The organism is Pseudomonas sp. GL-RE-29 (assembly GCF_019947275.1).
GTDB lineage: Bacteria > Pseudomonadota > Gammaproteobacteria > Pseudomonadales > Pseudomonadaceae > Aquipseudomonas > Aquipseudomonas fluorescens_A.
This window is the reverse complement of record NZ_JAGYGD010000010.1, coordinates 146,216-170,813: the sequence shown is the minus strand read 5'-3', so window position 1 is coordinate 170,813 and position 24,598 is coordinate 146,216. Positions and strand designations below refer to the sequence as shown.

The window sequence follows — 24,598 nt, the reverse complement described above, 5'->3', positions numbered from 1 at the left end:
GCCAGCGATGGCGATCTCTCGGACGCCATCGCTGGCAAGCCAGCTCCCACAGGGTTTTATGGTGTCGTTTAGAACGATGACTGGATCTTGATCCCGCCAATCAGCGCGTCATCGACCTCGTTCACGCCACCGGGGTGGCGGATGTATTGCAGGTTCGGGCGCACGGTCAGCCAGTTGGTCACGTGCACGCCGTAATAGAGTTCGGCGCTGTATTCGGTGTCTTGCGGCGGCAGGAAGGCCGGGTCGTCGTAGTCGAAAACCGCGTGGGCCTGATTGGTCGCCTCGGCGTTTTTGCGATAGGCCGGGTTGACGTGCACGCGGGCCATGGCGAAGCCGATATCGTCTTTGGCGCGGGCGTCGAACAGGCCTTTGTAGACGACACCGGCCTGGACGTAGTTGTCGATGGCGTTGGTCTTCTTGTCGTGCATCGTGCCGTTGGCGAACACGCTCAAACCGCGGCTGTTATCGCTGGCGACGCTGGTGATCTGCTGCTGAATCCCCAGCCACACACCGTGTTTGCTCGACGCACTGCGATAGGCCTCGCCACTCAGGGCAGCGGGTTGGCCGTTGCTGTCCTTGTAGGCATCGGTGGCGTTGGCGTTGCTGTAGTAGTAACCGGCACGGTACTCGCCCGGCAGGCCATTGAGCTTGGGCGTCCACACCAGTTCCACCGGCAAAATCGCACCTTGCGTACCGCTGCCGCTGAGCTTGAAGCCGTTGTCGCGATCAAGGTTCGACGGGTTCTGTTCATACACGCCGACCTGCGCGTACAGCTCTGGCGTCAGGTGATACTTGACCCGCATCGCCCACTGGCTGACCGGCCAGTTGTACCAGATGCCACCGACCCAGTTGCCGACCTGAGAACCGCAGAACGCCAGGTTCTGGAAGTCGCAAGGGAAGCTGTTGAAGTCCTCGCCTTCGCCGAAGCGGCCGACCTTGATATCGAGTTTCTGATCGAAGAATTTCTGCTGATACCACATCTGCGTCAGGCGCCAGGTCTGGCCACGGCCCCAGACTTCCTGGGCCGAAGTGAAGCCGCCGACACGCGGGTCATTGATGCGGTCGTTGCTGATGTTGTTGCCGCTGCGTTCGGTGATGGTCAGCTGAAATTCCGCGTCGTTCCAGCCGAGGATCTTCTGCAAGTCCAGATGGGTGCCGAGGGCAAACTGATCGCTGTAGCGTGCTGTACGGTCGTGATCGTAACCACCGTGAAGATTGCTGCCCATTTCGCCGGTGTAATCGACTTTGAAGTCGTAGCCTTTTTCCGCAAGTTCTGTGCGAGTACCGTTCCAGTCGCCGAGCATCCATGGGGAGTCGCTGTCGAAGGCCGGGGCGGCGTGGGCGCAGGTGGCAAGGCTCAACGCGGCACAACCGCCAAGGACTTTCAGGGCTTTTCGGCAGGCGATCGACATAGAGACAGCGCTGTCTTGCAAGAATGGTAAATCAGGCATAGAAGGAAATTCTTGATCTTTTTCTGGGGGATGAACGTGAGCAGCAGGCGTGAACCGGGTTGGCAGAAGCGTTTCAGCTGAATCGGGCTCAAGGATAATGTTCTGTTACAAATAGAGAAAGGACTTTTCCTGACATGCATCCTTTCAGTTTCTGTAACAGTGACAAAAGATCGCAGCCTTCGGCAGCGCCTACATTGAAATGCGCATTCCTGCAGGAGCTGCCGAAGGCTGCGATCTTTTCTGTTTCACCTACATTTAATCGAGAGCACACAGATCGCTTCCCCCCAACGAAGCCCTCGGCTAAGGTGCGCGGCTTCCCAACCCTCTTCGTTCAAAGGCCCGGCATGACCGAACAGAACACTGACCCGCTGCACGGCGTAACGCTGGAGCAAATCCTCAACGCCCTCGTTGAACACTACGAATGGTCGGGGCTGGCCGAGCGCATCGATATCCGTTGCTTCAAGAGTGATCCGAGCATCAAGTCGAGCCTGACGTTTTTGCGTAAAACGCCTTGGGCGCGGGAGAAGGTAGAGCGCTTGTATGTGAAGCTGATGCGTACCAAGCGACCGCTCTGAACATGTTCAATCCATCGACGTCAGCAGCTGCTACGCGGCGTCGTTTTGTTGCCGTGGCGGCTGTTCTCGGCTGGGCCGGATTGAGCATTCAGCTGTACTTGATTTTCTATTCGCGCTGGACGCTGGAAGCCAGTCTGATCGGGGGGCTGGTGAGCTTCTTCAGCTACTTCACGGTGCTGAGCAATACCCTCGTGGCGACGGTGCTGACCTGTGAACTGACGTCCCGCGAGTCGGCGACGCGACGCTGGTTTTTGCAACCGTGGGTCAGCAGCGGCATTGCCGTGAGCATTGCGATAGTCGGCCTGGCCTACAACCTGTTGTTGCGCCATTTGTGGCATCCCGAAGGCTGGCAATGGCTGGCCGATGAGCTGCTGCATGACGTCATGCCGCTGCTGTTTCTGGGCTATTGGTGGTGCTGCGTGCCGAAGGGTACTTTACGATGGCGGCACATCGGGTTGTGGGTGATTTATCCGCTGGTGTACTTCGCCTATTCGCTGCTGCGCGGACATTTGCTGGCGGCGTATCCGTATCCATTCATTGATGTGGATAAGCTGGGTTATCCACAGGTGTTTATCAATGCCGGGGGATTGTTGGCGGGGTTTGTACTGATTTCATTGGTGTTGATCGGGTTGGATCGGTGGCGTGCCCGAATCTGAACGTTGATGAGCGCTCCCTCGCCACAGGTGCGGTGGTTACTCCTCGTCGGTGTCGTCCAGCCGCCAGTAGCCCACAGCTTTGACGAACTGCTCATCCAGCCCATGCTCATCGAGCAACACCCGGCGAATCTGCCGCGACACTTTGCTCTCGGTCGCGACCCAGGCATACAGATTGCCGGCAGGCACTTGCACCTGCTTCACAGTGTTCAGCAAATGATCCTTGCCACCCTCGCGCAGCACCCAGATCACATTGACCTCGGCCGCGCTCTCCAGCACCTGCTGCTCCTTGCCGTTCTCCACTTCGATAATCACCAATGCACGGCGATTGGCCGCCAGGCCTTCGAGTCGCCGGGCGATAGCGGGCAGGGCGGTTTCGTCGCCGATCAGCAGGTAGCTGTCGAACATGTCCGGCACGATCATCGAGCCCCGTGGCCCACCGATGTGCAGGAACTGTCCTGGCTTGGCCTGTTCCGCCCAGGTCGAGGCAGGGCCGTCGCCGTGCAACACGAAATCGATGTCCAGCTCCAGAGCATCGAGGTCGTAGCGGCGTGGCGTGTAATCGCGCATAGCCGGCTTCGGGCCGTCGTCCTTGCCGGCGCCGAGCTTCATGGTTTCCATCGCCGCTTGTTCCGCCGCGTTCTGCGGGAACATCAGCTTGACGTGGTCGTCGGTGCCGAGGCTGACGAAACCTGCCAGCTCTGGCCCGCCCAAGGTAATTCGGCGCATGCGCGGGGTCAGGTCGACGACCCGCAACACTTGCAGACGACGGCGTTTGATTTCGTGCATGACACGGTGAATGGATTGCGTGATCACTTCAGTCATTCGGCTTTCTCCTGGGCAGCTTGAACGGCGGGGCCGTCGACGATGGCTTTGGCGGTGTCGTTGAGCAGGGCGGCGACGCGCTGGATTTCTTCGGCGCTCCAGCGGCCGTGGTGCAGTTGCAGGGCATGACGCAGGTTATGCACCGCTTCGTGAATTTCCGGCGGCCGATCATGGCCACGCAGTGAGCGTTTGCTCACATCGATGCGCACCCGCACGCCTTCAAGGGCGACGGCTTGCTCGGTCAGCGACTGGCGCCCGGCGTCGGTCACGCTGTAGCGCTTTTTCCCGCCTTCGGCGTCGCCCTGGATCATTTCGCTTTCTTCGAGAAAGGTCAGGGTCGGGTAGATCACACCGGGGCTCGGGCTGTAGGCGCCGTCGAACATGCCTTCGATCTGGCGGATCAAGTCATAGCCGTGGCAGGGCTGTTCGGCAATCAACGCCAGCAACAGCAGTTTCAGGTCGCCGGGGGCGAATACCCGTGGACCGCGACCACCGCGTTCGCGGCCGGGGCGTTTCTCGAAGCCGTCGCGACCGTCGCTGTGTTCGCGGTGGGGGGAATGATGGTCTCTCATTTTTCCTTCTCTCTGTCGTGTTTAGATACAACTTAAGATATATCTTATGGTGAAGGCAAGACCACCCGACCAGCGGACGTCCCCAGGCGCCCCCCCAAAAAAACACGTCAGATCGAAAAAAAAGTGATTTTTAATGCGGGTTAAAAGTGTGAAATTAGTGTTAACTCTCTAATGTTGTGGTTTCGTCCATTGATTGCTGAATATGTAGTATTGGTCTTACAGAAGTCACTTCGTTAGTATCTGCTTCTCATTGCTTATAGCGTGCGGTTTGTAGTCTGTCTCTTACAGTCAAACATTGATTTTGATCTTTTTTCACGTTTTTTCTTTCCGGGGCGATAGCACTTTGGCTACGCGCTTGCAGGAACTTGCCTGCTTACTTTCCAGATAAATTGGTCGATCATCTTTCGGCGTTGAAAGTTCAGCTGAGTAAATAACTGCTCGTGACTGTTTTTACTCATCAGGAACTTTCAACTCTTCGACCATTTAAAAAAACAGGTACTGAAAGATGTTCAAGAAAATCGCGTTCGCTGCACCTTTGGCTGTTCTGGCACTGAGCTCCTCGATGGCGTTTGCTGCAACCGAAGCCAAGCATTCCATCAATATCATTGCTCACGTTCCGACCGATGATTTCTATGCGGTGCCAGTCGATGCGGATCTGGTTAACAAGGACCAGGACATGAGCTACAACCCGTCTACCGGGTTGATGCGCACCGTTGACGGGCACTTCGACGTTCTTCATACCGCCGGCAAGGTCCACGCTCGGCTGGAAAGCGCGCCGAAACTGATCGCCGGCAACAAGACCATCGATCTGAAGGTCGAGCTCAACGGAAAGGAACTCACCACTACGTCCCAGGAAGTCGTGGGTAAAGATGAATCCAATGTGCGTTATCGCGCACCGTTCAAGATCAGCGCCAAAGGCACCAAGTTCGATGCCGGCGACTATACCGGCGTAGTGACCTTGAGCATCGAAGCTGTACCTGCCGCTTAAGTAAGTCTGCGACGCAAAAGCGCTTACTTGCTCAGAGTAACGTTATCGGTCGGCAAACTTTGCGGTTTGTCGACCGAGCTTTGATTTCTCGTAACTAGAGTATTTGTTCATGTTCCCGATGACGCCCATCGCGGCCGCGCTTGCGCTGCTGTTATGCAGCAGTGCATTTGCGGCACCCACTCCCGCTGATAATACGCCGCGAAGTTTGCTGGCCCAGGCCAAAGGCTTGCCGGCCGAGTTCGAGGAGCATTTCTTTGATGTTCCATTGGCGGTTCGGGTCGAGCTCGATCAACAACCGCTGGGCGAGGCGATGATCGTGTTATCCCGGGATGACCGGGTGACGTTGCTCGAATTCACCGACACCAGCGAAAGTCGCATCGGCGCCAGCGAACGCGAGACGTGGGCGGATATCCTCAAACCCGGCGTGGCGCTGGGCACTTGCACCGGCCAATGCCCGGAACAAATGCTGGCGGTTCACTACAACCTGGAAAATTCATTGCTGTCGATCGTCTCCGAAAATGCCGAGCGCGACAGCGAAGCCAAGCGTTTCTACGATCAGCCCGAAGGCGGCAGCAGCGGCCTGATGGTACGTAACCAACTCAATCTCAACGGCGGCCAGGATCAAGACCTGGGCGGTCGTTTCGGCCTGGAGGCAAGCGGCAGCCTGGGCAACTGGAGCCAGACCTTCAACATGCAACTGGCCCGTCTGGGTGGGCCGGACGACAAGACCTATCACGCCGTTCATGAGCTCTACACCCAACGCGAACTGGACGGCAGTTTTTTCCGTCTGGGCTATTTCACGCCCAACTCCGAAGGCCTGACCCGTCAGCCGCGCTCATTCGGCACCAGCCCTGACACCGCCGTGGGCGTGATGTATGGCAGTTCCGACAGCCTGGCGATCGAAAGCCCCAAGCCCAGCGTGTACCCGGTTTATGTCACGGCCAACCGTCAGGGTTCGGTGGAAATCTACCGCGACGGACTGCTGATCAACACCCAGTCAGTCCCGGCTGGTTTGCAAACCCTCGACACCCGGCCGTTGCCCGGCGGCATTTACGAAGTGGAAGTGCGGTTGATCGAAGACGGGCAAATCACCTCGACTACGCAAGAGCTGATCTACAAGCCGAACAACTGGCGCAACCACGATGAGCGCTGGCGCTACAACCTGTTCGCCGGACAAGAAAGCAAACTGCTGAGCAACTGGGATCAGCAGGACAGCGGCGATGCCACGGCGGGCGCTTCGATCAACTATCTGCTGCACCCACGGTTGATTCTCGGCGTATCGGCACGCCAGCTGCAGGACAAACTGCAATACGGCAGTTCCATCGACTGGACCCTCGGCAACAGCACCAGCCTGTACGCCAACCTGTACCAGACCGAAGACCACGGCACCGGCGCCGACCTGCAAGGCCTCTACAACTATGGCTCCGGCAGTCTGGTGATCAGCCACAACCGCAGCTGGCTCGACACTACCAATACTTACGAGACCTTGCCCGACGGCACCCGTGTGCGCCAACGCAACGTGTTCACCGGCCAGACCAGCAACTCGTCGCTGGCGCTGAACCATCGGATCAGCCGCAAGAGTTCGCTCAACGCGAGGGTGTCCCACAGTGAGGGCAATGTCGAAGGCGTGGGCGTCGACCTGGGCTGGACACAACGTACGGAGTTGTTTGGCAGCGATGCCAGTTGGCGGCTGTCACTGTTTGATCGCCCCGGTAGTTACAGCAGCGGCGATGCGCGTAACCGCGGGGTCGACCTGAGTATCAACATGGCGCTCGGCAGTCCGGGGCAGCAGATTTCCGGCAGCATTGGCAGCCGCACGGCTCGTGATGGTGGTCGTGATAACAATGCGTCAATCGGCTACCGCAAAGACTTGCAAGACCACGTGTTGCAGAGCGTCTCGGTGACGGCGCTTACCGATACGTATGGCGTGGGCATGTCGAGCCTGGCGAACTTTCGTACTGACGCTATCAATGGCGACGGGTTCATCCAGCGCTCGTCTTTCAACGACAACTTCACCGGTGGCGTGAACCTCGACAGCACGCTGGTGATCGGTGGCCAGCGCATGGCGTTGACCAGCCAGCATCAAGGGCGAGGCGCGGGAATGATTGTCGACGTCGAGTCCGACATCGACGGTATCGCCTTGCGCGCCGACGACCTCAGTGGCGGCAGCGCAGCACTACGTCCGGGGCGCAATTTCATTCCACTCACGGCATACAAGAACAGTTCGGTGAGCTTCGACTTCGAAGGCAACCACGTACCGGCAGCGACCATCGAACCGGCGCGCACCCGCTACCACCTGAACAAGGGCGGCGTGGAGTACCGCAAGGTGCGGGTGATGAAAACCCTGACCGTGCTCGGCCGTTTAGTTGATCCGCAAGGACGGCCGCTCAAGGGCCACCACGTGATCAATCACGCCAGCCGTGGGGTCAGCGAAGTCGATGGTTTCTTCTCGATGGAAATGAACGCCGGTTCGCCAACTCTGGAGGTGCGTTATGCCGATCAGTTGTTGTGCCAGTTCCGCCTCGATGTCGACCGGCACCGTAGTGAAAACAACGTGTTGATGATCGGTGACTTGCGGTGTTCGCCGGACACGCTGGCGGACGCCACTTACAAGGCTGAGGCGGCGGGATGATCGCGGCCCGTAGTCGAATCAGGCCATCGGAGGTTAAGCATTCATGAACGTTTTACGTTCTTTGGTTTCACGCTGTACAAGGCTGGCAGGCGCTCTGATCACCTGCACAGTGGCGTTACCGGTCAACGCTGAAAACGTGTCGATCACTGCCGTATTCAAGCCGGACTCAGCCTATCCGCATCTCAACAAATTCAAGAACACCACGCCGCCCAGTGGTTATTGCGCCCAACACCCGGAGCAATGCGCAGATAACCAGATGTTCAGTCTGCAAGTGCCGATTCAGTTCGATTCCCGTACACCGATTCTGGCCAACCATGCTTCCCAGCGTCAGGGGGCGATGTTGAAGGCGCCGGCTCGATGGCGCGAGCTGACCGTGTATCACGAAACGACCCGTGAGCCTGAAAGAGTCAGGGTGCGCATCGCTGGCATCGGTTCGAGATACAGGACTGACGATGTGGTGGAGTTGGTGGGCGGGGCGGATGATTACCGGGCTGCGCATAGTGTTTTGTGGGGGTCGAGTTGGGTGAATAGCCCTTCGCCCTGTCTCTACAGCGGTGTGGGCTGGTTCACCACCACCACCTACGGCTTTTTCTGGAAAACCCCGACAGAAGCCGTGTGCGCCAAGCAGGCCAAATTTAATGTGCCCTGGATGCGACTTGAACACCTCGACTTCGCCTACGAACTGGAGACCCCCAACCCCTTGGGCATGTCTTCGGGGCACTACACCGGCTCGTTGAACTACAGCGTCGGCCCCCATGGCGATTTCGATTTCGGCGATGTCATGTTACCCAGCGATTCGGCATTGACCCTGAACTTCAACCTCGACGTGCAACACACGCTCAAGGTTGATATCCCGCCGGGTGGCGAAAAAGTTGAAATGGTTCCGGCCGGTGGCTGGCAAAGCTGGTTGCATGCGGGGCGTAAGCCAGTGCGCCTGTTCCGGGATCAGACTTTCAATATCTCAGCGTCGTCGCGTTTCAAGATGTATTTGGATTGTCAGTTCGGACCTGGAAACTATTGCTATATGAATGACGGAAAGAACATTTTCGTTCCAATTGATGTGAGCGTCAGTTTGCCTGCGGGGTTGATGGACAGCAGTGGTAAACCCGTCAGTCGGCAACCCTTAAAAGTAGGGGAGGAGTATGGCGTTGTGTTTCAGCCAAGCCAGTACGTCGATCGACAGTCTGGGAAATTACATTTTGAATTGCACAAGGATGCGATTGATATCGTGTTCGCACCGAATATGCCCAAACGTTACTCCGGCACTGTCGTTGTTATCTGGGATTCAGAAGTTTAGTGCGCAGACCTGATATGCCACTGAGCAAAGATGTCTTGAACGGTCGAGGTCAGAAGCAATGAAGTATTTTTTGATGTGGGTATGTTGTGTGGTGTTTTCCAGTTCGGTCAGTGCCGGGCCGCAGATCAACGTCGGAACGGTTTACGACTATCTGGACAGCGACAAGAGCACCTACCTCAAGCGCGTGTTCAACAGCGGCGATAGCACCGCGTTCGTCAAGGTCAACATTCTGGAGATCGTTTACGACGCCGATGGCAGCCACCGCGAAATACCCCTTGAAACGCGAGCGGACGGCAGCGGGCGCGATGGCTTGATGGCCAGCCCCGCGCGCCTGATCGTGCCGGCTAAAGGCATGCAAGGCACGCGTTTGCTGCATATGGGAGCGCGTGATGCCGAGCGTTATTTCCGCGTGCGTTTCGTACCGGTGGTGCCGGAAAAAGAAGACGAGTTCGCCGTCTCCAGTGAAGAGCGAGACGCTTACAAAGAGAACCTGTCGGCGGGCGTCAACGTGATGACCGGTTTCGGCACGGTGTTTTTTGTGCGGCCGAAAAACAGTCGTTACGACAGTGTGATCGATGACAGCGCAGGTGTGTACAAACTGCGCAACAACGGCAACACCGTGGTGGTGATCGATGAGTTTCGTAACTGCTCGCTGAAGAACGAAACCGAATGCGAGCCGACCACCAAGCACCACATCCTGGCGGGCAAAACCTTCGAGTTCGAGAAGAAACCCGGTCGCGAGTACCGCTTCAACCTGGTGGAGGGCGCAGCCAAAAAAGCACTGCGCATCGCCAGTCAGTAAGGCCTCCAGCGGCGAGTCGGTTGGGCTGGCTCGCGGCTTATTTTTACGCAACAGGTAGCTGAAATGATCAAGCAATCGACCATCGCTTTGTGGAGCGTGATGGCGCTGACGAGTGCCCAGGTTTTCGCGGCGCGCGAAGAGCATACGTTCGAGGTGTCGGTGGATATTCCGACCTTGGACTTCTACGTGATACCCGCCGAATCGAACTGGATTCATCTCGAACAGACGTTGCCGTGGAACATCAACACCTCGAGGCTGGAGGGGCTGCGCAAGAACTTCGACGTCAAGCACGACACCAGTGCAATCGAGGCACGGCTGGACGCCGAACCCTATTTGTCCAATGGGCGCGATGACCAGAACATCTATTTGCGGGTCAGCTTCAACGGGCAGGAGTTGAGCCACGACCCGAAGCCGCGCGAAGTCGTATCGGCGTCGCAAGCCATGACAGGCGGACGTTTTCCTTTGGAAATACAACCGAAAATTCCGGTCGGCGGCTACAAGCCGGGCACCTACTACGGAAGCGTTCAGCTGATTTTTAATGCCGCGGCGCCAACAGGTATTTGAGGACTTGTGTCAGTGATCAATCTTTCAGGAATATTCACGGCGTCGAAGAGCGTGTTCGCCATTCTGTTTACGCTGTCGGCACTACTGCCACGTTCTGCCGAAGCGTTCAACCAGCAGATCATGGCGGTGTTCAAGCCCAACCCGGCCAACCCGCAATTCAATGAGTTTGAGAACAGAACGCCGATTAGCGGCTTTTGCCTGGACAACCCGCCGCAATGCCGGGCCGAAAATTTGTTCAGTTTGCGTCTGCCCATTCAATCCTTTTCAAATGCGACGATTCAGGGCGGTCATAACAACCCGCGCATGGGGGCGATGTTCAACATCCCGTCGCAATGGCAATCCATCACGGTTACCCATCCCACGGCCCCGTCACAGGAAGTCATGTTTCGAGTAGCGGGCATGGGGGTATCGTACAAGTTGCCAAAACCGGCGCCGGAGTTAACCGACGGGGCCGGGCATGATTTTCTTTGGGAAGGTGGTATCTGGGCCTATGCAGGTACGCCGTGCATCGGTCTGAGGGGCGCCGGGAATGACATCGGCTTCAACAGTTTCTGGCGGCATCCGATCGGCGCCGGTACCTGTGCGAAGCGGGCTATGTTCGATATTCCCCAGCCGTTCAAGTATGAAACCTTTGACATCACCTACGAGCTGAGGACCCCCAACCCCCTGCAAATGGTCACGGGGCAATACACCGGGCAACATGTGTTTCGTGTGGGGCCTGGCCAGGACTTTGACCTGGGCGATGTCATGGTGGCCAATGACGACGTGATCGTCCTGGACTTCCAGCTTGATGTTGAGCATGAGTTGAAAGTCGAGATCCCGCCCGGTGGCAACAAAGTCCACCTGATACCGCCAGGCGGCTGGCAGAGTTGGCTGCACACCGGGCGTAAGCCGACGCGATTGTTCCGTGAGCAGACCTTTAATATCTCGGCATCGTCTCGTTTCAAAATGAGTCTGGAATGTGAGTTCACGGAGTTGTTCAACTGTGCCATTCGCGACCCGGTTTCTCAAAAAGTTGCCGTCGTGCAGGTGAGCGTCAGTCTGCCCAACGGCTTGACGGATCTCGCCGGACAACCTGTCAGCCGGCGGCCATTGCGTATCGGCCTGTCGCCGGATCGCCAGGTGTTCCAACCCGGTTTTTACGTGGATCGAGCCCCTGGCATCCTGCACTTTGAGATGTCGCCGTATTTCGTGAGCGAGATCGTGCAGGCCGGTGTGGCGGCCAGCTATCGCGGGAATATCACGGTGATCTGGGATTCCGAGGTGTGAGGGCAGGGGATTCGGAGTACTCGCAATGCCGTCGTCACCACAAAAAACTGTGGGAGCGAGCCTGCTCGCGATGAGGGCGGCACATCCAACATTAATGCCGCCTGGCGTGCCGCCATCGCGAGCAGGCTCGCTCCCAAAGGGTGTGGGGTTGTCCTTACTTAGCTCGTGAGGTTTCCCGTGCTATTGCCCCGCGCGCCTCAGGGCATCCCGGGTCAATTGCCTCGACAATTCTTTTTCGGCGTCACCCAGATCGGCCAACAACAGGTCATAGTCAGCGTCGCTGATCGGGGCATCGCTGAAGACCAGCGTCTGCGACACTGACAGATCCTTCTGGAGTTCGTCGAGCCGGCTGCGCAGTTCCGCTCGTTGATCAGCCGACGTCGACGCGACCCATTCGCGCTGCGTGTCGCGCAAGGTCTCCAACTGATCGAACAGGTTCTGATAGCGGCGCTTGTTGGTTTCCATGCGCACCGGATAGCGTTCATTCAGGTAGGTTTCCCAAAAGTCCTGCTCGAGCATTCTGTTCACCAGACCATCGCCTTCGCCCAGGGCCAGCACCGTGTCATAGGCTTGATCGATCATGCTGTCAGTGACGCCGGAAACCTGCCGGTAGAGCATGCCTTCCGATTGCCAGGGCAGGCCGAGGCGCTTAGCCAATCCGGTCTGATAAGCCAGATAGACTTCGACCTCGTCAGGGTTGCCGCCACGACTGGCGACGTCGGCCCGTGCGATGTCGTTCACTTGCTCCAGTCGCGCCGAACCTTTGGCCAGGGTCACCAGTTTCTGTTCAAGTTCTGCCCCGTCGATGGAGTACGAGTAGGCCTCGGAGGCGAGCACGTTGATGCCCATGTGGTTGAACAACTGCGCGCCGGCGTCGGCACAATCCACCGGGGCGGCCGCCAGGGTGAACAGTTTCTCCCGCAGGCGGGTATCGACATGCACGGCGTCGAGCATGCGCCAGACGCGTTGCAACAGTTGGTCACGAGCCTGGCCGCCGGCTCGGCCGTCGGCTGAGTCTTTGGTGCCGAGCAATACGGCCATGAACCGCTGGGCCTGGGGTTCATCGATCAGGTCTGACCAAATGTTGGCCCTCTCGATACCCCAGCCAGGCACGTTGTTCCAGTGGTCAACGCTGTAGTTCGAACTGATCACCAAGTCTGTCTGGCTATTGAAAGGAACGATGGGCTCCGGGGGCAGGGCCATCGAACGACGAATTTCCTGGTAGCGCACTTGGTTCAGTTCCGACAGTTTGCCAACATCCACCCGGGAGCGCGCCACCGTCCAGGCCTGCAGTGAGCCTGGGACCACTTCCGGAATCAGACTGATCGGATTGTCCCGAAGGTCCAGCAGAAAACCTCGGGGCCTGGGTTTACTCAGAACGCCTTCGGGCCAGGTGGTGATCACGGTGGCCCGTAGTCCCACCACTTTCAGGCGTGGCATGCGTGAGATGTCTACGACGCGGCCCAACGGATTTTCATCGAGGCGCAGGATTTCCAGATAGGTTAAGTGCTTCAGTCGTTCGACAGCAGGGGCGTCCAACACGATCTCGTTGTCGCTCAAACGCAGGCGTTCCAGCCGGTGCATGGCGCCAATCCTTTCCGGCAAGGTCGTCAGCGCGCATTTTCTGGCGCTCAGTTCGCGAAGATTGGGGAAATCTTTCAACAAGCCGTTCGCCCTGCCCGAAAAACGCATGTTGTCGAGTTTCAGGATCGTGACCTTGTCCAGAAACCTTTTTAGCTGCGGTCGTTCCGGCCACCCGGATTCCAGGTCCAGTGGCAGCAGATCCTCTGACAGGTCGAGCGCATAGCCGTGCAAATCGGTACGGCTACCGAGCTTAGTGTTTTTTCGCTCAAAACAGTCGAGCAAGCGCTGGGCAACGTGTAGCCGGACACCGCGCAAAGGAAGCGGATTATCGGCATCCAACCCGGCGGACTGGATTTCCCAGAGTTCGACGAGCTTGCGCAGTTGTTCGAGATCGTTTTCTTGTTCCTCCAGAAGCTTCATTGGTTCGCCCTGTTCGATCAGGGCATTCGCGAGCGTGTCAACCTCGGCCTCGCTGAAGTGAGGATGAAGATCCTGAATGCGCTCGTGCAGTGTTTTTCCTTCCTTGCTGAGTCCGCCTCCACGAACCAGTAACATCGTTTCATGCTCGGCAACCGCGCGAACAGGTGGCGTGGCAAGCACTGTTCGACGCTCACTGGGTGGAGCTGACTTGGCAATCACCCATTGCCTGAACCACTCGCCATTCCCCGGCCTGTAGCCCAACGCATTTCGTCCGTTCCTTTGCGTGGCATGGATCAGGGCTTCGAAAAAACCATCCGGCTCATGAATCGGCTGATCCATACCATCACGCACCTCATATTTCCCTGTATCGTCCCGAATCAATACCCGCACCTGCGTCGCATCTTCGGGTCCGGCGCTGCAACGCAGTTCGCCATCGAATGCACCCTGACGGATTTCCAGGCGCAGGTTGCCGAAGGTGTCGGTGTTGATACGCAATGCGCCCAAGGTCAGGCGCTCGGTGTCGATGTTGCTCAAGGCATCGTTGTACAGACCTTGGGCCGCACGGACTGATTGCACCTCGAACTGAAGCTCTCGCGCCTGGGTTTTGAGACGTAAGGGGAGTCGAAGTTTTCGCGAAATATATTGATGCTCCGAGGGTGTTGCGCCAGCCATGATGTTTTCCATAACTCGGGCAGGGAGTTCAGGGAAATCGCTGAACAGTAAGGTGATTTCCGGGGACAGCGCGACCGGGGTGATTTCCGCTGTGCCGAGACGTTGCAGGGTGTCGGTCAGCAGCACCGGAGGAGGGGTATTCTCGACATGCACCCGGCGCAATTCGGCGTCTTGGGTGCCACTGATCTGACGAACCTGTTCGAGCTGTCGGTCGCTGAAACCATCGGTGGTGTGGCCGATGCGCCTCATCAATGTCGAGCCTTCCCACTCCCGCGGGTTTTCCGTTTCGCTGACCCAGGCGCCCTGGCCGTTGTGTCGCAGGCTCGGCGCATAGGCATCGGCACGCTGTGGATGCTGGATGCGGTACTGCCCGGTGGCGGCGTCTTCTGTCACTTTGAAATGCTGGTTTTCCAGTCGCAGAATGGGTTGGCCCTGATGCTGGTAAATACCGAGTTCGTTGGGCCTGGCGTCGGCTGGCAGGGTAAGGCCCGGCTGTTGGTACGGCGTCAGGTCGGGGTTCCACAAATGTGTTCGGCCATCGGCCAATTGCACCGGTATCAAGCCTTCGAAAAATGGCGACAGCTTCGCTACTGCGGCGCTGCCCAGCGAAGCTCCCGCCGCGAAAATGCCCAACTGCACGATACTTTCCAGCACGCCGATCGCCTGTGCGCCCGCTTCGAGCAAATGGCCTTCGGCAAGGTCGACAATCCCCTCGACCACCTCGTCGGTCACTTGATACGCGGTAAACGCCAGCATCAACACACCCAGTTCGGGCACGAACGGAATCGCCACCAGCAAGGCAATATTGAAGATGTCCGAGAGCATTTTTTCCAGGTTGTCCCACCAGGCCCAACGGGCCATGCGGTCGGCGTATTCGGTGGAAATGGCTATTTCCCGGGCGTCGTTGAGAATCTTGTTGAGTTTTTGCTGGTAGAGGTAGAGCCACAGGTCACCGGTAAAGCGGGTCTCACGGTCGTCCTGAATCCTCGATATACGGAATTGCAGGTTGGGGTTATCCACAGGTGTTTCGCGCCAGCTCGGCAAGTCTGTGCCCGGTGGTACCGGTTGCCATTTCACCTGGGTAAGACGGTCATTGAGCCGCGCAAAAAAATAGCCTCGTTGTTGATGGGGCACGAATTGGCTGAAGAACCGTTGATACGAAGCGTCGGGTTGGTTGTCGCGCAGTTGGCGAGTCAGCTCGGCCATGAGCTCCAGTGACGACGGGTACTGCTTGAGTGGGTGCTCCGGGTCATGGGGAACGTAGGCAATCACCGGGAGGGGGCGAGTGGCGGTGGTGAAGTCTGCGCTGATCAGGACAATGCCCGTCAGGGGCGTGTCCATCATTGCCAGGTTGTAATAGCTGACGACCTGACCGTTCCAGCGTACTTGGACGCGATCTTCGAGCATCCCCTGAACGGCATCGAAAGCATGCTGGTCGATGTCTTTTTTTTGCAGGGCCATATGCGCTGAAACACGTAGTGCCTGCTTCTGGCTTTCAACAACCTTGATGCGCAGGTAATTACTGGCCACGGGATTTTGCGAAAGCAAAAACTTTTTCAGGTGCTGCTGATAGCGAGCCCCGATGTCCAGTTCACGGCACAACGACTTGAACTGATTGATGCTGATTTTGTGCTTGAGATGTTTCACGTCGAAGTGCCCGCGGAAATCGGGGCGGGTGATGAACCCGGAGTCAGCCGTGAATGCTTCGTCATGTGAAAAGTTATGCAACGCGGCATCGAGCAAGGAAACCGTTCGGCTCTGCGTCCCCTTGGCGAAATCATGCACCCACCACGAGGTTTTGACGGGCATGTACAGCCGCAACCAGGTGTCTTCGACGTCATCGTCGACACCGTACTGGTCTTTCAGCGCCTTTTGCAGCAAGGGCTTGGCGAAGGTGTAGACATCCTGCAATTCGCTCAACGCCTTATCGACGTCGTTCTGCGCGGTCCAGGCCAGTTGCATCTGTTTTTTCAGTTGTTGGTGGGTGGTCGCTGGAGCGCTGCGGTGCCAGTCGGGCAACGTCAGCGGGACGCTTTTCAACGCTTTGACCCGTGACGGCGAGGCGGTCAGCAGCCAGGAAGGGATGGCCTTTTTGACCAACTCATAATGAACACTTTTATCGGCAGACTGCTCTGGCCGATGAAGCGTCAGGGGAGGATTGGGCATGGTTCGATCGTCCATTGATCAAGAGTGGAGCACCCAGACTAGGGACGCGCCTTGCCCAAAAAAAGCTCAAAAATGTGTTTGAAAGGCAGCGTGTTTCGCCTCGAACCTCGCAAAATTCGAAGGTGAAAAATACATAGTTACCGCCACTCTCCATTAACGTTCAGCAGCCGCCAAAGTAGGTTGGCACATCGTGTGAGTACCCGGTTGCAGGTACGGCGTCAGAATCGGCGCCATGCCCTTGAGCACCTGCACCGGCAGCGCCGAGGTGAAGGTGAAATTCTCGGCCGAGCGACCCGGCACGAAAGCGGTCAGGGTGCCGAAATGGTTATCGCCGATGTAGAACACGAACGTCGCCGTGCGGTTGAGCGACTTGGAGCTCAGAATCCGTCCGCCGGAACCGACGGCTTCGATGCGGTTGTCGCCCGTACCGGTCTTGCCGCCCATGGCCAGCGGGGTGCCGTCCGGCAGTTTGAAGCTGCCGGCCACGCGCTTGGCGGTCCCGGCATCAACCACTTGTGACAGGGCTTCGCGCATGGCGGTAGCCACTTCGGAAGGCATCACCCGTTTACCGGCATCCGGGTCATTGTTCAACTTGGTTTCATAAGGCGTATTCGCCGCAAAATGCAAACTGTCGATGCGCAAGGTCGGCATCCGCACACCATCGTTGAGGATGGTCCCGATCAATTCGGCCAATGCCGCCGGGCGGTCGCCGGAGCTGCCAATGGCGGTCGCCAGCGATGGCACCAAATGGTCGAACGGATAGCCGACTTTCTGCCAGCGCTGGTGAATATCGAGGAACGCTTCGATTTCCAGGATGGTGCGAATACGGCTATCACGGGCGCCCTTGTGTCGACTTTTGAACAGCCAGCTGTAAACCTCCTGGCGCTCGAACTGACTGGCCTTGACGATATCCTTGAACGTGGCGTCCGGATGCTTGAGCAGGTAACCCATCATCCACAGGTCCAGCGGGTGGACCTTGGCGATGAAGCCTTGGTCAGGCAGGTCGTATGCGCCGGGGCCGTAACTTTCGTAGAGCCGTTTCAGGCGTTCGTCCGTGAGTTTCTCGGTGAGTTTTTCGTTGGTCAGGTGCGAGCGCACGAACGTGTTGAAGCTCTCCTGACTGGCGTGCGGCAGCAGGTAACGGTGCACGGCGGCCATGCGGATCGGCGTCGGGCGCATGCTGTCGAGGAAGGTTTCAAGGCGCGCCTGGGTGTCCTTGTTCTTGTACTTTTTCCAGAACTTGAGCAGGAACGAAGTGCCTTCGCGATCGGCGAACGAGGCCAGGTATTCCTGACGCCTTGGGTCGCGGTCGTCCTTGAGCAGTTCAGAGCTGTTGTTGGGGCCGGAATAGGTGGTGTAGCGCACCAGGTCGCGCATCAGGCGGATGAACGGCAAGTTGATCGACTCACGCAGAGAGTCGCGCAAGGTGGGATTGCGACCGTTGTCTTCCTTGCGGAAGTTATGGAACGTGTGCAACCCGCCACCGGTGAAAAACGCTTCACCGGGGCTGGCCGAGTATTTGCGGTCCAGCGCAGCACCGAGCAGGGGCGGCAGGCTGCGGTCTTTGTTCTCGATCAAGTAATCGACGACCCAGCGGCTCAGGCGATCCTGTTCCGGCACCTCGAGTTTCTTCAGTTCCGGGATGCTCAGGGCGGCATATTTATCGTGAATCTCGGCAATGATCTGCAGGTAAGTGGTCAGCACGCGCATCTTCGCGGTGGAGCCCAGTTCCAGTTTGCTGCCTTCATTGATGTCGAACGGCTGGTCGGTGCTGTCGGTCTGCACCCGCACCCTCGAACCATCCGGGGTCAACTCGAACAAGGTAAAGCTGTAGCGCACCTGGGTGGTGCTGGTGGGGGTCAACAGGCGTTCGCCGAGCAGGCCGATTTCTGCGGCATAGGCCGGGTCGGCGAGTTTTTTCAGGTACGCCGTGGCCTGGGTTTGCAGGTCGCCTTGCAGGGTGCTGGTGGCCGAGAGATCGAGACGGTCGAGGTCGTACAACGGCCGATTGAGCAAACCGCCCAAGCGGCTGCGCGCGACGCTGATGCCCTTGTTGGTTTCGATCGGTTGAATGGTCGGTTGAGTGGCCCAGTCGCGGTACGTCACCTTGCTGGCCAACGCAGCGGCGGCGAACGGTGCATCGATCACGCCATTCTGCGCCAACAGGCGAATGTGGCTGTCGGTGAGTTCGGCCAATTCATCGCGGCCCTTGGTCAGGTAATGGGAAGGGCGGCGCTGAGCGATCATCAACGACAGCATCTCACGCAGGGCCAGGCCTTTGTCCGCAAGGCTTTTTGGATCCGTGGCGTCGCTCGCCAGCGTCGTGTTGGCCTGATTGAAATCGGCGCCGTACCACACGCGCAAACCTTCGGCCATGCCATGCACTTCACCGTGGCCGGGCACGGCCGACAGCGGAACGCTGTTGAGGTAATCGCGCACCACGTTCTGCCGGGCCTTGAGTGTTTCCGGCCCGTCCTGATAGGCCCGCACGCTGGCGGAAATCATCTGGCGGATCTTTTCCCCGCCCGACACGGTCAAGCCATCGGGCGAGTGCCGGTACTTCTCAAGTTGCGTCGCCAGGGTACTGCCGCCCGCCGATTGGCCGGGCAGGTGCAGCAGTTTGGCGACTTGCGTATAGGCTGCCATGCCGAACCGCGGCCAGTCCACGGCAGGGTTGGCCAAGGGTTGGCGAGGGTCGAGCAAAAAGCGGTTTTCGATGAACAGCAAACTGCTGACCACCACCGGCGGAATCGCCTCGAAGCTGGCATAGAGCTGTTGCGGATATTTGAACTGGTACAACGGCGCCGCGCGGCAATCGGTGATCGACAACCCGGCCTGGATTTTCTCCGAGTAGGGCACGAAAAAGCCCTTGTCGGTGTAGCTCATCAGCGCCGGAGAAAAGCGGGTTTGTTCAGAAATCACGTAATCGCGCTTGATCAGCCGTGGCAGAAAGTCACCCAGCGAGCTGTAGCCCAGACGCAGGTCGAACGGGCCGGCGCCAGGATAGCGAATCGAGTCGCTGGGACCGGAGTGCAGTTCATAGCTCAGGGTTTTGGCGAACTTGCTGGCTTCGCGGGCTTGAAACCTCGATGTGCGCATTTCCTTGGACGCCGCCAGCCCCACGACAATCGCAATGATCACCAGCAGCAACCAAAACGCCTTCCACCCGTGCTTGACGCGAGTGCGACGGGGTTTTTCAGGTGTAGGCGCTTCATCCACTCGTTCAGTCGGGACCACGGTTTTACTCGAATCGGTTTGCCATAAAGCGCCCATAGTCGACTGATCCATTCACGCAGATTGATCGGACTTGTCTGAAGCTTAGACGGTGGTTGGCGTTGGTGAAAAAATTGTGAGGATTCAAAAGGGTGATTTGGGGTATCGGTTTGTGTACATATCCATTTCTGCGGTAACGGCCGCTTAAAGATCGCAGCCTTCGGCAGCTCCTACAGTAAATCGTGCGCAAAGGGGAACATGTGTTCGCGCATCGAAACGGCATCCGAAACCACCGATTTAGAGCCATCGCAAGCAAAAATAAGACCTACGTCGGGGCATGACGACGCACCAATACCGTGCAATACTCGCCACCGCTTCAAAAGCGAAAAATCCTACAAAACCCAGACAATCCATCTCCGCGAGTAGCGGTTTTACCGGGATTTACGCCTGATTTTTGTGATTTATAGAGTGAAAAACTCTGACGCGAGCTTTTTATACTGCACGCCCCGCTGATCTTGCAGGTTTTACCCGGCAAGACGGTCCCGCCCACGAAGCAGGCCCGGTTTCGCGAAGCACTGGCTTATCGGTCGGCACTTCGACACTCGGTGGTCATATCCAATAACAAGACGAGGTTGTACCCCCATGTCCGTAGGCAATCATCTGCCCCACGGCGAAACCGCTCAGGGCGGTCCGCTCAAACGCGAACTCGGCGAACGGCATATACGCTTGATGGCACTCGGTGCCTGTATCGGCGTCGGTCTGTTTCTCGGTTCGGCCAAGGCCATTGAAATGGCGGGGCCGGCGATCATGCTGTCCTACATCATCGGCGGTCTGGCGATCCTGGTGATCATGCGCGCCCTCGGCGAAATGGCCGTGCACAACCCGGTGGCCGGCTCGTTCAGCCGTTATGCCCAAGACTACCTCGGCCCGCTGGCGGGCTTCCTGACCGGCTGGAACTACTGGTTCCTGTGGCTGGTGACCTGTGTCGCCGAAATCACCGCCGTGGCGGTGTATATGGGCGTCTGGTTCCCCGATGTGCCGCGCTGGATCTGGGCGCTGTCGGCATTGGTCAGCATGGGCACCATCAACCTGATCGCCGTGAAGGCGTTCGGTGAATTCGAATTCTGGTTCGCCCTGATCAAGATCGTCACCATCATCGCCATGGTGCTCGGCGGTGTCGGCATCATCGCTTTCGGTTTCGGCAACGACGGCGTGGCCCTGGGCATTTCCAATCTCTGGACCCACGGCGGCTTCATGCCCAACGGCATGCAAGGCGTGTTGATGTCGCTGCAAATGGTCATGTTCGCCTACCTCGGTGTCGAGATGATCGGCCTGACCGCCGGTGAAGCGAAGAACCCGCAGAAGACCATTCCTGATGCGATCGGCTCGGTGTTCTGGCGGATTCTGTTGTTCTACGTGGGTGCGTTGTTCGTGATCCTGTCGATCTACCCATGGAACGAAATCGGCACCCAGGGCAGCCCGTTCGTGATGACGTTCGAGCGTCTGGGCATCAAGACGGCCGCCGGTATCATCAACTTCGTGGTGATTACAGCGGCGCTGTCGTCCTGCAACGGCGGCATTTTCAGCACCGGGCGCATGCTCTACAGCCTGGCGCAGAATGGTCAGGCGCCGGCCGGTTTCGCCAAGACCTCGAGCAACGGTGTGCCGCGCCGCGCGTTGCTGTTGTCGATGGGCGCCTTGTTGCTGGGCGTGTTGCTCAACTACCTGGTGCCGGAAAAAGTCTTCGTCTGGGTGACCGCGATTGCCACCTTCGGCGCGATCTGGACCTGGGTGATGATCCTGCTGGCCCAGCTCAAGTTCCGCAAAGGCCTGAGCGCCAGCGAACGTGCCGGCCTGAAATACCGCATGTGGCTGTACCCGGTCAGTTCGTATCTGGCGCTGGCGTTCCTGGTGCTGGTGGTCGGCCTGATGGCCTACTTCCCGGATACCCGCGTGGCGCTGTATGTCGGCCCGGCGTTCCTGGTGCTGCTGACGGTGTTGTTCTATGTGTTCAAGCTGCAACCGACCAATGTGACGCAGGGTGCGGTGCATTCGGCGTCGTAAGTCTTAACGCCTGAAACGAGAAAGCCCCGGTCCATTTGGCCGGGGCTTTTTCATGTGACCCTTGTGGCGAGCGAGCTTGCTCGCGCTGGACTGCGCAGCAGTCCCGTTTTTGGGGCCGCTTCGCGACCCAGCGGGAGCAAGCTCCCTCGCCACAAAAGCGCTCAGGCGGGCGCGACTTGAGGCGAACGATTCAAACGCTTGTTGAACTCCAGCCAAACTGCCAGCAATGCCATCACCCCAGCCCCCACCAACGCCGTAAACACCTGCATGGCGAACGCATCGTCGGTCAGCGCATTGATCATGTCCGCCAGTGGCGCGAGCAAAACGCCGAGGCAGAAGATCTCCAGGGAAAAACGCCCCATGCGACAGCTTTGCTGCGCCAGCCAGTTTTGCGTCCAGCCAGTATCGGGCAGCAGTTTCGCGGTGACGTAGGCCAATGCCAGGAAGTGAATCAGGCGCACGGGCGAAAGGTCGGTTTTGCTGATCGGGTACAGCCATTCGCTCAGGCTGGCCGGCATCAGTGCGTCGTGAATGTGCGGCCAACGCCACGCGACGGTAATCACCCCGGCCATCACCACATACAGCGCCGCACCGACAAACAATGGCTGGCGCATCAGTGGACGGGTTTCCGGCAATCGCGGCCGCTGACTGTGAATCGCCGCCGCACCACCGAGTATAAATAGCAGCTGCCAGGCCACGGGGTTGAAGTACCACACGCCGTCCTTGATCGCGGCCAGGTTCCAGCCAAACAACGGCACGGTCAGGTACAGCGCAAAGGACACCGCCACCACCGCCCAGGCCTTGCGCACCAGCATCGGCAACACCAGCGGCAAGCCCGCCAGCAGCACGATATACAGCGGCAGCGGGTCCATCAGGTTTGGCTTGAAGCGCAGCAGCAGCTCATCGATCAAGGCCTGCTGTGGGTCGCTGATGAAATGGTGCATGCCCATTTCTTCCACCAGATCGCGGGTTTCCACGTGGCTGTTGGCGAAGAACACAATGCCCATCAGCATCGCCAGCAGGAAGATATGCACCACGTACAGCACCCAGGCGCGCCGGAGGATTTTCACGCAGGCAATCAGAAAGCCTTCTCGCGCAAGGATTTTGCCGTAGGCCAACACGGCGGCATATCCGGCCAGGAACACGAAGATTTCGGCCGCATCGCTGAAGCCGAAGTTACGCAGGGTGATTTGACCCAGCGGGTTGTGGGGCACGTGATCCCAGAAAATGAAGATCAGTGCCAGGCCACGAAAAAAGTCGATCCGGTGATCGCGCGCTAACGTCATGACGGCAGGCTCGTAAACGGTTGTTGAACAAAGGAGTCGTCGACAGCGCAAAAAGTGGCGCGCCGCTCATCGGCGGCGCGCAGGGTGGCCCGATTCGCCGGCAATTGCAAAGTCGGGATATTACGGAATGTCTCCTTGCATTGTCCTCGCGCTCAACCGCTGGTCTGAAAGGCCGGTGATTCTGCGATTTCTGACAGTAGACAAGCTCAAATACATATGGGAAAAGCCGCGTTGTAACCCGGGAGCTTCAGCATGAGGCGGTTGTGGAAAGGGTTGTCCAGTTACACGGTGATCGGGGTCGCCAACACCCTTATTCACTGGCAGATTTTTTTCCTGCTGAGTGTGGCGGCGGGTTGGCGTCAGGCTGTCAGCAACCTGGCAGCCTTCTGCGTCGCAGCCTCGTTTTCCTTCTATATGAATGCGCTGTACACGTTTGACGGTAAGTTGTCGGTCGGCGGGTATTTGCTGTTCATGGCGGCGATGGGGGCGCTGAGTTATGGCGTCGGCTATCTGGGCGACGTATGGCGCCTGCATGGTTTGCTGACCGTTGCGCTGTTTTCGGCGTTGAGCCTGGTGCTCGGCTTTCTGTTTTCCAAATACGTGGTGTTTCGCGAGCGTGACGCATGAAAGTCTCGCTGATCGTTCCGGTGTTCAACGAAGAACAGGCGGTCGAGCTGTTTTATCGGGCTGTGCGACGTGAGTTGACGCTCGATGGCGTCGAATTCGAAATCGTCTTCATCAACGACGGCAGCACCGACCGCACGGCCGATCAAGTCACTGCGCTGGCGCAGGCAGACGAGCTGGTCACGCTGATCAATTTTTCGCGCAACTTCGGCAAGGAACCCGCGCTGTTCGCCGGCCTGGAATACGCCACTGGCGACGCTGTGATTCCGATGGATGTCGACCTGCAAGACCCGATCAACGTCATCCCCCTGTTGATCGAACAATGGCAAAAAGGCGCCGACGTGGTGTTGGCCAAGCGCCGCAACCGTAGTGCCGACGGTTATTTGAAACGCCACAGTGCGGCGCTGTTTTATCACCTGTTGAATCGAATTTCCTATACACGGATCGAGGAAAACGTCGGGGATTTTCGCCTGATGGATCGCAAGGTGGTGGATGTGATTCGCGCGTTGCCCGAGCATCAGTTGTTCATGAAAGGCGTGCTGTCGTGGGCCGGTTTCAACAGCGTGGTGGTGGAGTACGAACGGGCCAGGCGGGTCGCGGGGAGCAGCAAGTTCAACGGCTGGAAACTGTGGAACCTGGCGCTCGAAGGTGTGACTTCGTTCAGCACGGTGCCCCTGCGTTTATGGACGTACGTCGGCGGGTGTGTGTCGATCTTCGCCGTGTTGTATGCGGTGTACATGGTGCTGGACAAAGTCTTCTTTGGTAACAGCGTGCCCGGTTATCCGTCGTTGATGACCGCCATTCTGTTTCTCGGCGGCGTGCAACTGATCGGCATCGGCATCCTCGGCGAGTACATCGGGCGTATCTATATTGAAGCCAAGCACCGCCCGCGCTATGTGGTCAAAGACATCGTCGGCGGCAAAGCCCGGCACGAGCTTTAG

General features: G+C 58.1%; 17 protein-coding genes. 11 read left to right on the top strand and 6 right to left on the bottom strand.

Annotated features, from left to right (window positions below; all coding sequences use genetic code 11):
* Positions 1–68 precede the first annotated feature (68 nt).
* Entirely contained in the window at positions 69–1,451 is a 1,383-nt protein-coding gene (locus KGB21_RS11255; protein ID WP_317846722.1) for a carbohydrate porin, read from the bottom strand.
* Positions 1,452–1,795: 344 nt separating this feature from the next.
* Here KGB21_RS11255 and KGB21_RS11250 point away from each other — a divergent pair, with 344 nt between their 5' ends.
* The gene (locus KGB21_RS11250; protein WP_034150793.1) at positions 1,796–2,026 is read left to right on the top strand and encodes a VF530 family DNA-binding protein; all 231 of its coding nucleotides are present in this window, start codon (positions 1,796–1,798) and stop codon (positions 2,024–2,026) included.
* 2 nt (positions 2,027–2,028) lie between these two features.
* Entirely contained in the window at positions 2,029–2,682 is a 654-nt protein-coding gene (locus tag KGB21_RS11245) for a Pr6Pr family membrane protein (RefSeq protein WP_223505150.1), read from the top strand.
* Between the two features lie 36 nt (positions 2,683–2,718).
* Here the strand turns inward: KGB21_RS11245 and KGB21_RS11240 are convergent, their stop codons facing one another.
* Both KGB21_RS11240 and KGB21_RS11235 read right to left on the bottom strand, forming a co-directional pair.
* Complete coding sequence (locus KGB21_RS11240; protein WP_223505149.1) at positions 2,719–3,504, bottom strand: siderophore-interacting protein; 786 nt, start codon at positions 3,502–3,504, stop codon at positions 2,719–2,721.
* Entirely contained in the window at positions 3,501–4,076 is a 576-nt protein-coding gene (locus tag KGB21_RS11235) for a PadR family transcriptional regulator (protein ID WP_034150790.1), read from the bottom strand. Before KGB21_RS11235 ends, KGB21_RS11240 begins: the two co-directional genes overlap by 4 nt.
* Before the next feature lie 505 nt (positions 4,077–4,581).
* On the opposite strand from KGB21_RS11235, the gene KGB21_RS11230 reads away from it, so the two are divergent.
* The 6 genes from KGB21_RS11230 (at position 4,582) to KGB21_RS11205 (ending at position 11,628) form a co-directional block, all read left to right on the top strand.
* Positions 4,582–5,064: a CS1 type fimbrial major subunit gene (locus KGB21_RS11230; RefSeq protein WP_223505148.1), complete on the top strand. Its 483-nt coding sequence runs from the start codon at positions 4,582–4,584 to the stop codon at positions 5,062–5,064.
* Between the two features lie 109 nt (positions 5,065–5,173).
* Positions 5,174–7,696 (top strand): CS1-pili formation C-terminal domain-containing protein, encoded by a 2,523-nt coding sequence (locus KGB21_RS11225; protein WP_223505147.1) that lies wholly within the window; start codon positions 5,174–5,176, stop codon positions 7,694–7,696.
* A gap of 43 nt (positions 7,697–7,739) precedes the next feature.
* Positions 7,740–8,993: a hypothetical protein gene (locus KGB21_RS11220; RefSeq protein WP_223505146.1), complete on the top strand. Its 1,254-nt coding sequence runs from the start codon at positions 7,740–7,742 to the stop codon at positions 8,991–8,993.
* A 58-nt stretch (positions 8,994–9,051) separates the two neighbouring features.
* Positions 9,052–9,795: a molecular chaperone gene (locus tag KGB21_RS11215; protein ID WP_223505145.1), complete on the top strand. Its 744-nt coding sequence runs from the start codon at positions 9,052–9,054 to the stop codon at positions 9,793–9,795.
* Between the two features lie 63 nt (positions 9,796–9,858).
* Positions 9,859–10,359: a CS1 type fimbrial major subunit gene (locus KGB21_RS11210; protein WP_223505144.1), complete on the top strand. Its 501-nt coding sequence runs from the start codon at positions 9,859–9,861 to the stop codon at positions 10,357–10,359.
* 12 nt (positions 10,360–10,371) lie between these two features.
* Positions 10,372–11,628, top strand: a complete 1,257-nt coding sequence (locus KGB21_RS11205) for a hypothetical protein (RefSeq protein WP_223505143.1) — start codon at positions 10,372–10,374, stop codon at positions 11,626–11,628.
* Positions 11,629–11,808: 180 nt separating this feature from the next.
* On the opposite strand, the gene KGB21_RS11200 is transcribed toward KGB21_RS11205, so the two are convergent.
* Both KGB21_RS11200 and KGB21_RS11195 read right to left on the bottom strand, forming a co-directional pair.
* Positions 11,809–16,470 carry a dermonecrotic toxin domain-containing protein gene (locus KGB21_RS11200; protein ID WP_223505142.1) on the bottom strand — a complete coding sequence of 1,554 codons (4,662 nt, stop codon included), beginning with the start codon at positions 16,468–16,470 and terminating at the stop codon, positions 11,809–11,811.
* Positions 16,471–16,623: 153 nt separating this feature from the next.
* Positions 16,624–19,743 carry a transglycosylase domain-containing protein gene (locus KGB21_RS11195; protein WP_034150784.1) on the bottom strand — a complete coding sequence of 1,040 codons (3,120 nt, stop codon included), beginning with the start codon at positions 19,741–19,743 and terminating at the stop codon, positions 16,624–16,626.
* Between the two features lie 582 nt (positions 19,744–20,325).
* Between KGB21_RS11195 and KGB21_RS11190 the strand changes: the two genes are divergently transcribed.
* The gene (locus KGB21_RS11190; protein ID WP_223505141.1) at positions 20,326–21,747 is read left to right on the top strand and encodes an amino acid permease; all 1,422 of its coding nucleotides are present in this window, start codon (positions 20,326–20,328) and stop codon (positions 21,745–21,747) included.
* Positions 21,748–21,908: 161 nt separating this feature from the next.
* Here KGB21_RS11190 and KGB21_RS11185 read toward each other — a convergent pair whose 3' ends face one another.
* Entirely contained in the window at positions 21,909–23,033 is a 1,125-nt protein-coding gene (locus KGB21_RS11185) for an OpgC family protein (RefSeq protein ID WP_223505140.1), read from the bottom strand.
* Positions 23,034–23,285: 252 nt separating this feature from the next.
* Here KGB21_RS11185 and KGB21_RS11180 point away from each other — a divergent pair, with 252 nt between their 5' ends.
* Together KGB21_RS11180 and KGB21_RS11175 are read left to right on the top strand one after the other, a co-directional pair.
* Positions 23,286–23,660 carry a GtrA family protein gene (locus tag KGB21_RS11180; RefSeq protein WP_034150781.1) on the top strand — a complete coding sequence of 125 codons (375 nt, stop codon included), beginning with the start codon at positions 23,286–23,288 and terminating at the stop codon, positions 23,658–23,660.
* Positions 23,657–24,598, top strand: coding sequence for a glycosyltransferase family 2 protein (locus KGB21_RS11175; protein ID WP_223505139.1), 942 nt, complete (start codon positions 23,657–23,659; stop codon positions 24,596–24,598). Before KGB21_RS11180 ends, KGB21_RS11175 begins: the two co-directional genes overlap by 4 nt.

What these genes read in the sequence shown, in the direction of transcription:
- KGB21_RS11255 (WP_317846722.1), bottom strand. Translation starts at nt 1,451, where the DNA reads ATGCCTGATTTACCATTCTTGCAAGACAGCGCTGTCTCTATGTCGATC.
- KGB21_RS11250 (WP_034150793.1), top strand. Translation starts at nt 1,796, where the DNA reads ATGACCGAACAGAACACTGACCCGCTGCACGGCGTAACGCTGGAGCAA.
- KGB21_RS11245 (WP_223505150.1), top strand. Translation starts at nt 2,029, where the DNA reads ATGTTCAATCCATCGACGTCAGCAGCTGCTACGCGGCGTCGTTTTGTT.
- KGB21_RS11240 (WP_223505149.1), bottom strand. Translation starts at nt 3,504, where the DNA reads ATGACTGAAGTGATCACGCAATCCATTCACCGTGTCATGCACGAAATC.
- KGB21_RS11235 (WP_034150790.1), bottom strand. Translation starts at nt 4,076, where the DNA reads ATGAGAGACCATCATTCCCCCCACCGCGAACACAGCGACGGTCGCGAC.
- KGB21_RS11230 (WP_223505148.1), top strand. Translation starts at nt 4,582, where the DNA reads ATGTTCAAGAAAATCGCGTTCGCTGCACCTTTGGCTGTTCTGGCACTG.
- KGB21_RS11225 (WP_223505147.1), top strand. Translation starts at nt 5,174, where the DNA reads ATGTTCCCGATGACGCCCATCGCGGCCGCGCTTGCGCTGCTGTTATGC.
- KGB21_RS11220 (WP_223505146.1), top strand. Translation starts at nt 7,740, where the DNA reads ATGAACGTTTTACGTTCTTTGGTTTCACGCTGTACAAGGCTGGCAGGC.
- KGB21_RS11215 (WP_223505145.1), top strand. Translation starts at nt 9,052, where the DNA reads ATGAAGTATTTTTTGATGTGGGTATGTTGTGTGGTGTTTTCCAGTTCG.
- KGB21_RS11210 (WP_223505144.1), top strand. Translation starts at nt 9,859, where the DNA reads ATGATCAAGCAATCGACCATCGCTTTGTGGAGCGTGATGGCGCTGACG.
- KGB21_RS11200 (WP_223505142.1), bottom strand. Translation starts at nt 16,470, where the DNA reads ATGCCCAATCCTCCCCTGACGCTTCATCGGCCAGAGCAGTCTGCCGAT.
- KGB21_RS11195 (WP_034150784.1), bottom strand. Translation starts at nt 19,743, where the DNA reads ATGGGCGCTTTATGGCAAACCGATTCGAGTAAAACCGTGGTCCCGACT.
- KGB21_RS11190 (WP_223505141.1), top strand. Translation starts at nt 20,326, where the DNA reads ATGTCCGTAGGCAATCATCTGCCCCACGGCGAAACCGCTCAGGGCGGT.
- KGB21_RS11185 (WP_223505140.1), bottom strand. Translation starts at nt 23,033, where the DNA reads ATGACGTTAGCGCGCGATCACCGGATCGACTTTTTTCGTGGCCTGGCA.
- KGB21_RS11180 (WP_034150781.1), top strand. Translation starts at nt 23,286, where the DNA reads ATGAGGCGGTTGTGGAAAGGGTTGTCCAGTTACACGGTGATCGGGGTC.
- KGB21_RS11175 (WP_223505139.1), top strand. Translation starts at nt 23,657, where the DNA reads ATGAAAGTCTCGCTGATCGTTCCGGTGTTCAACGAAGAACAGGCGGTC.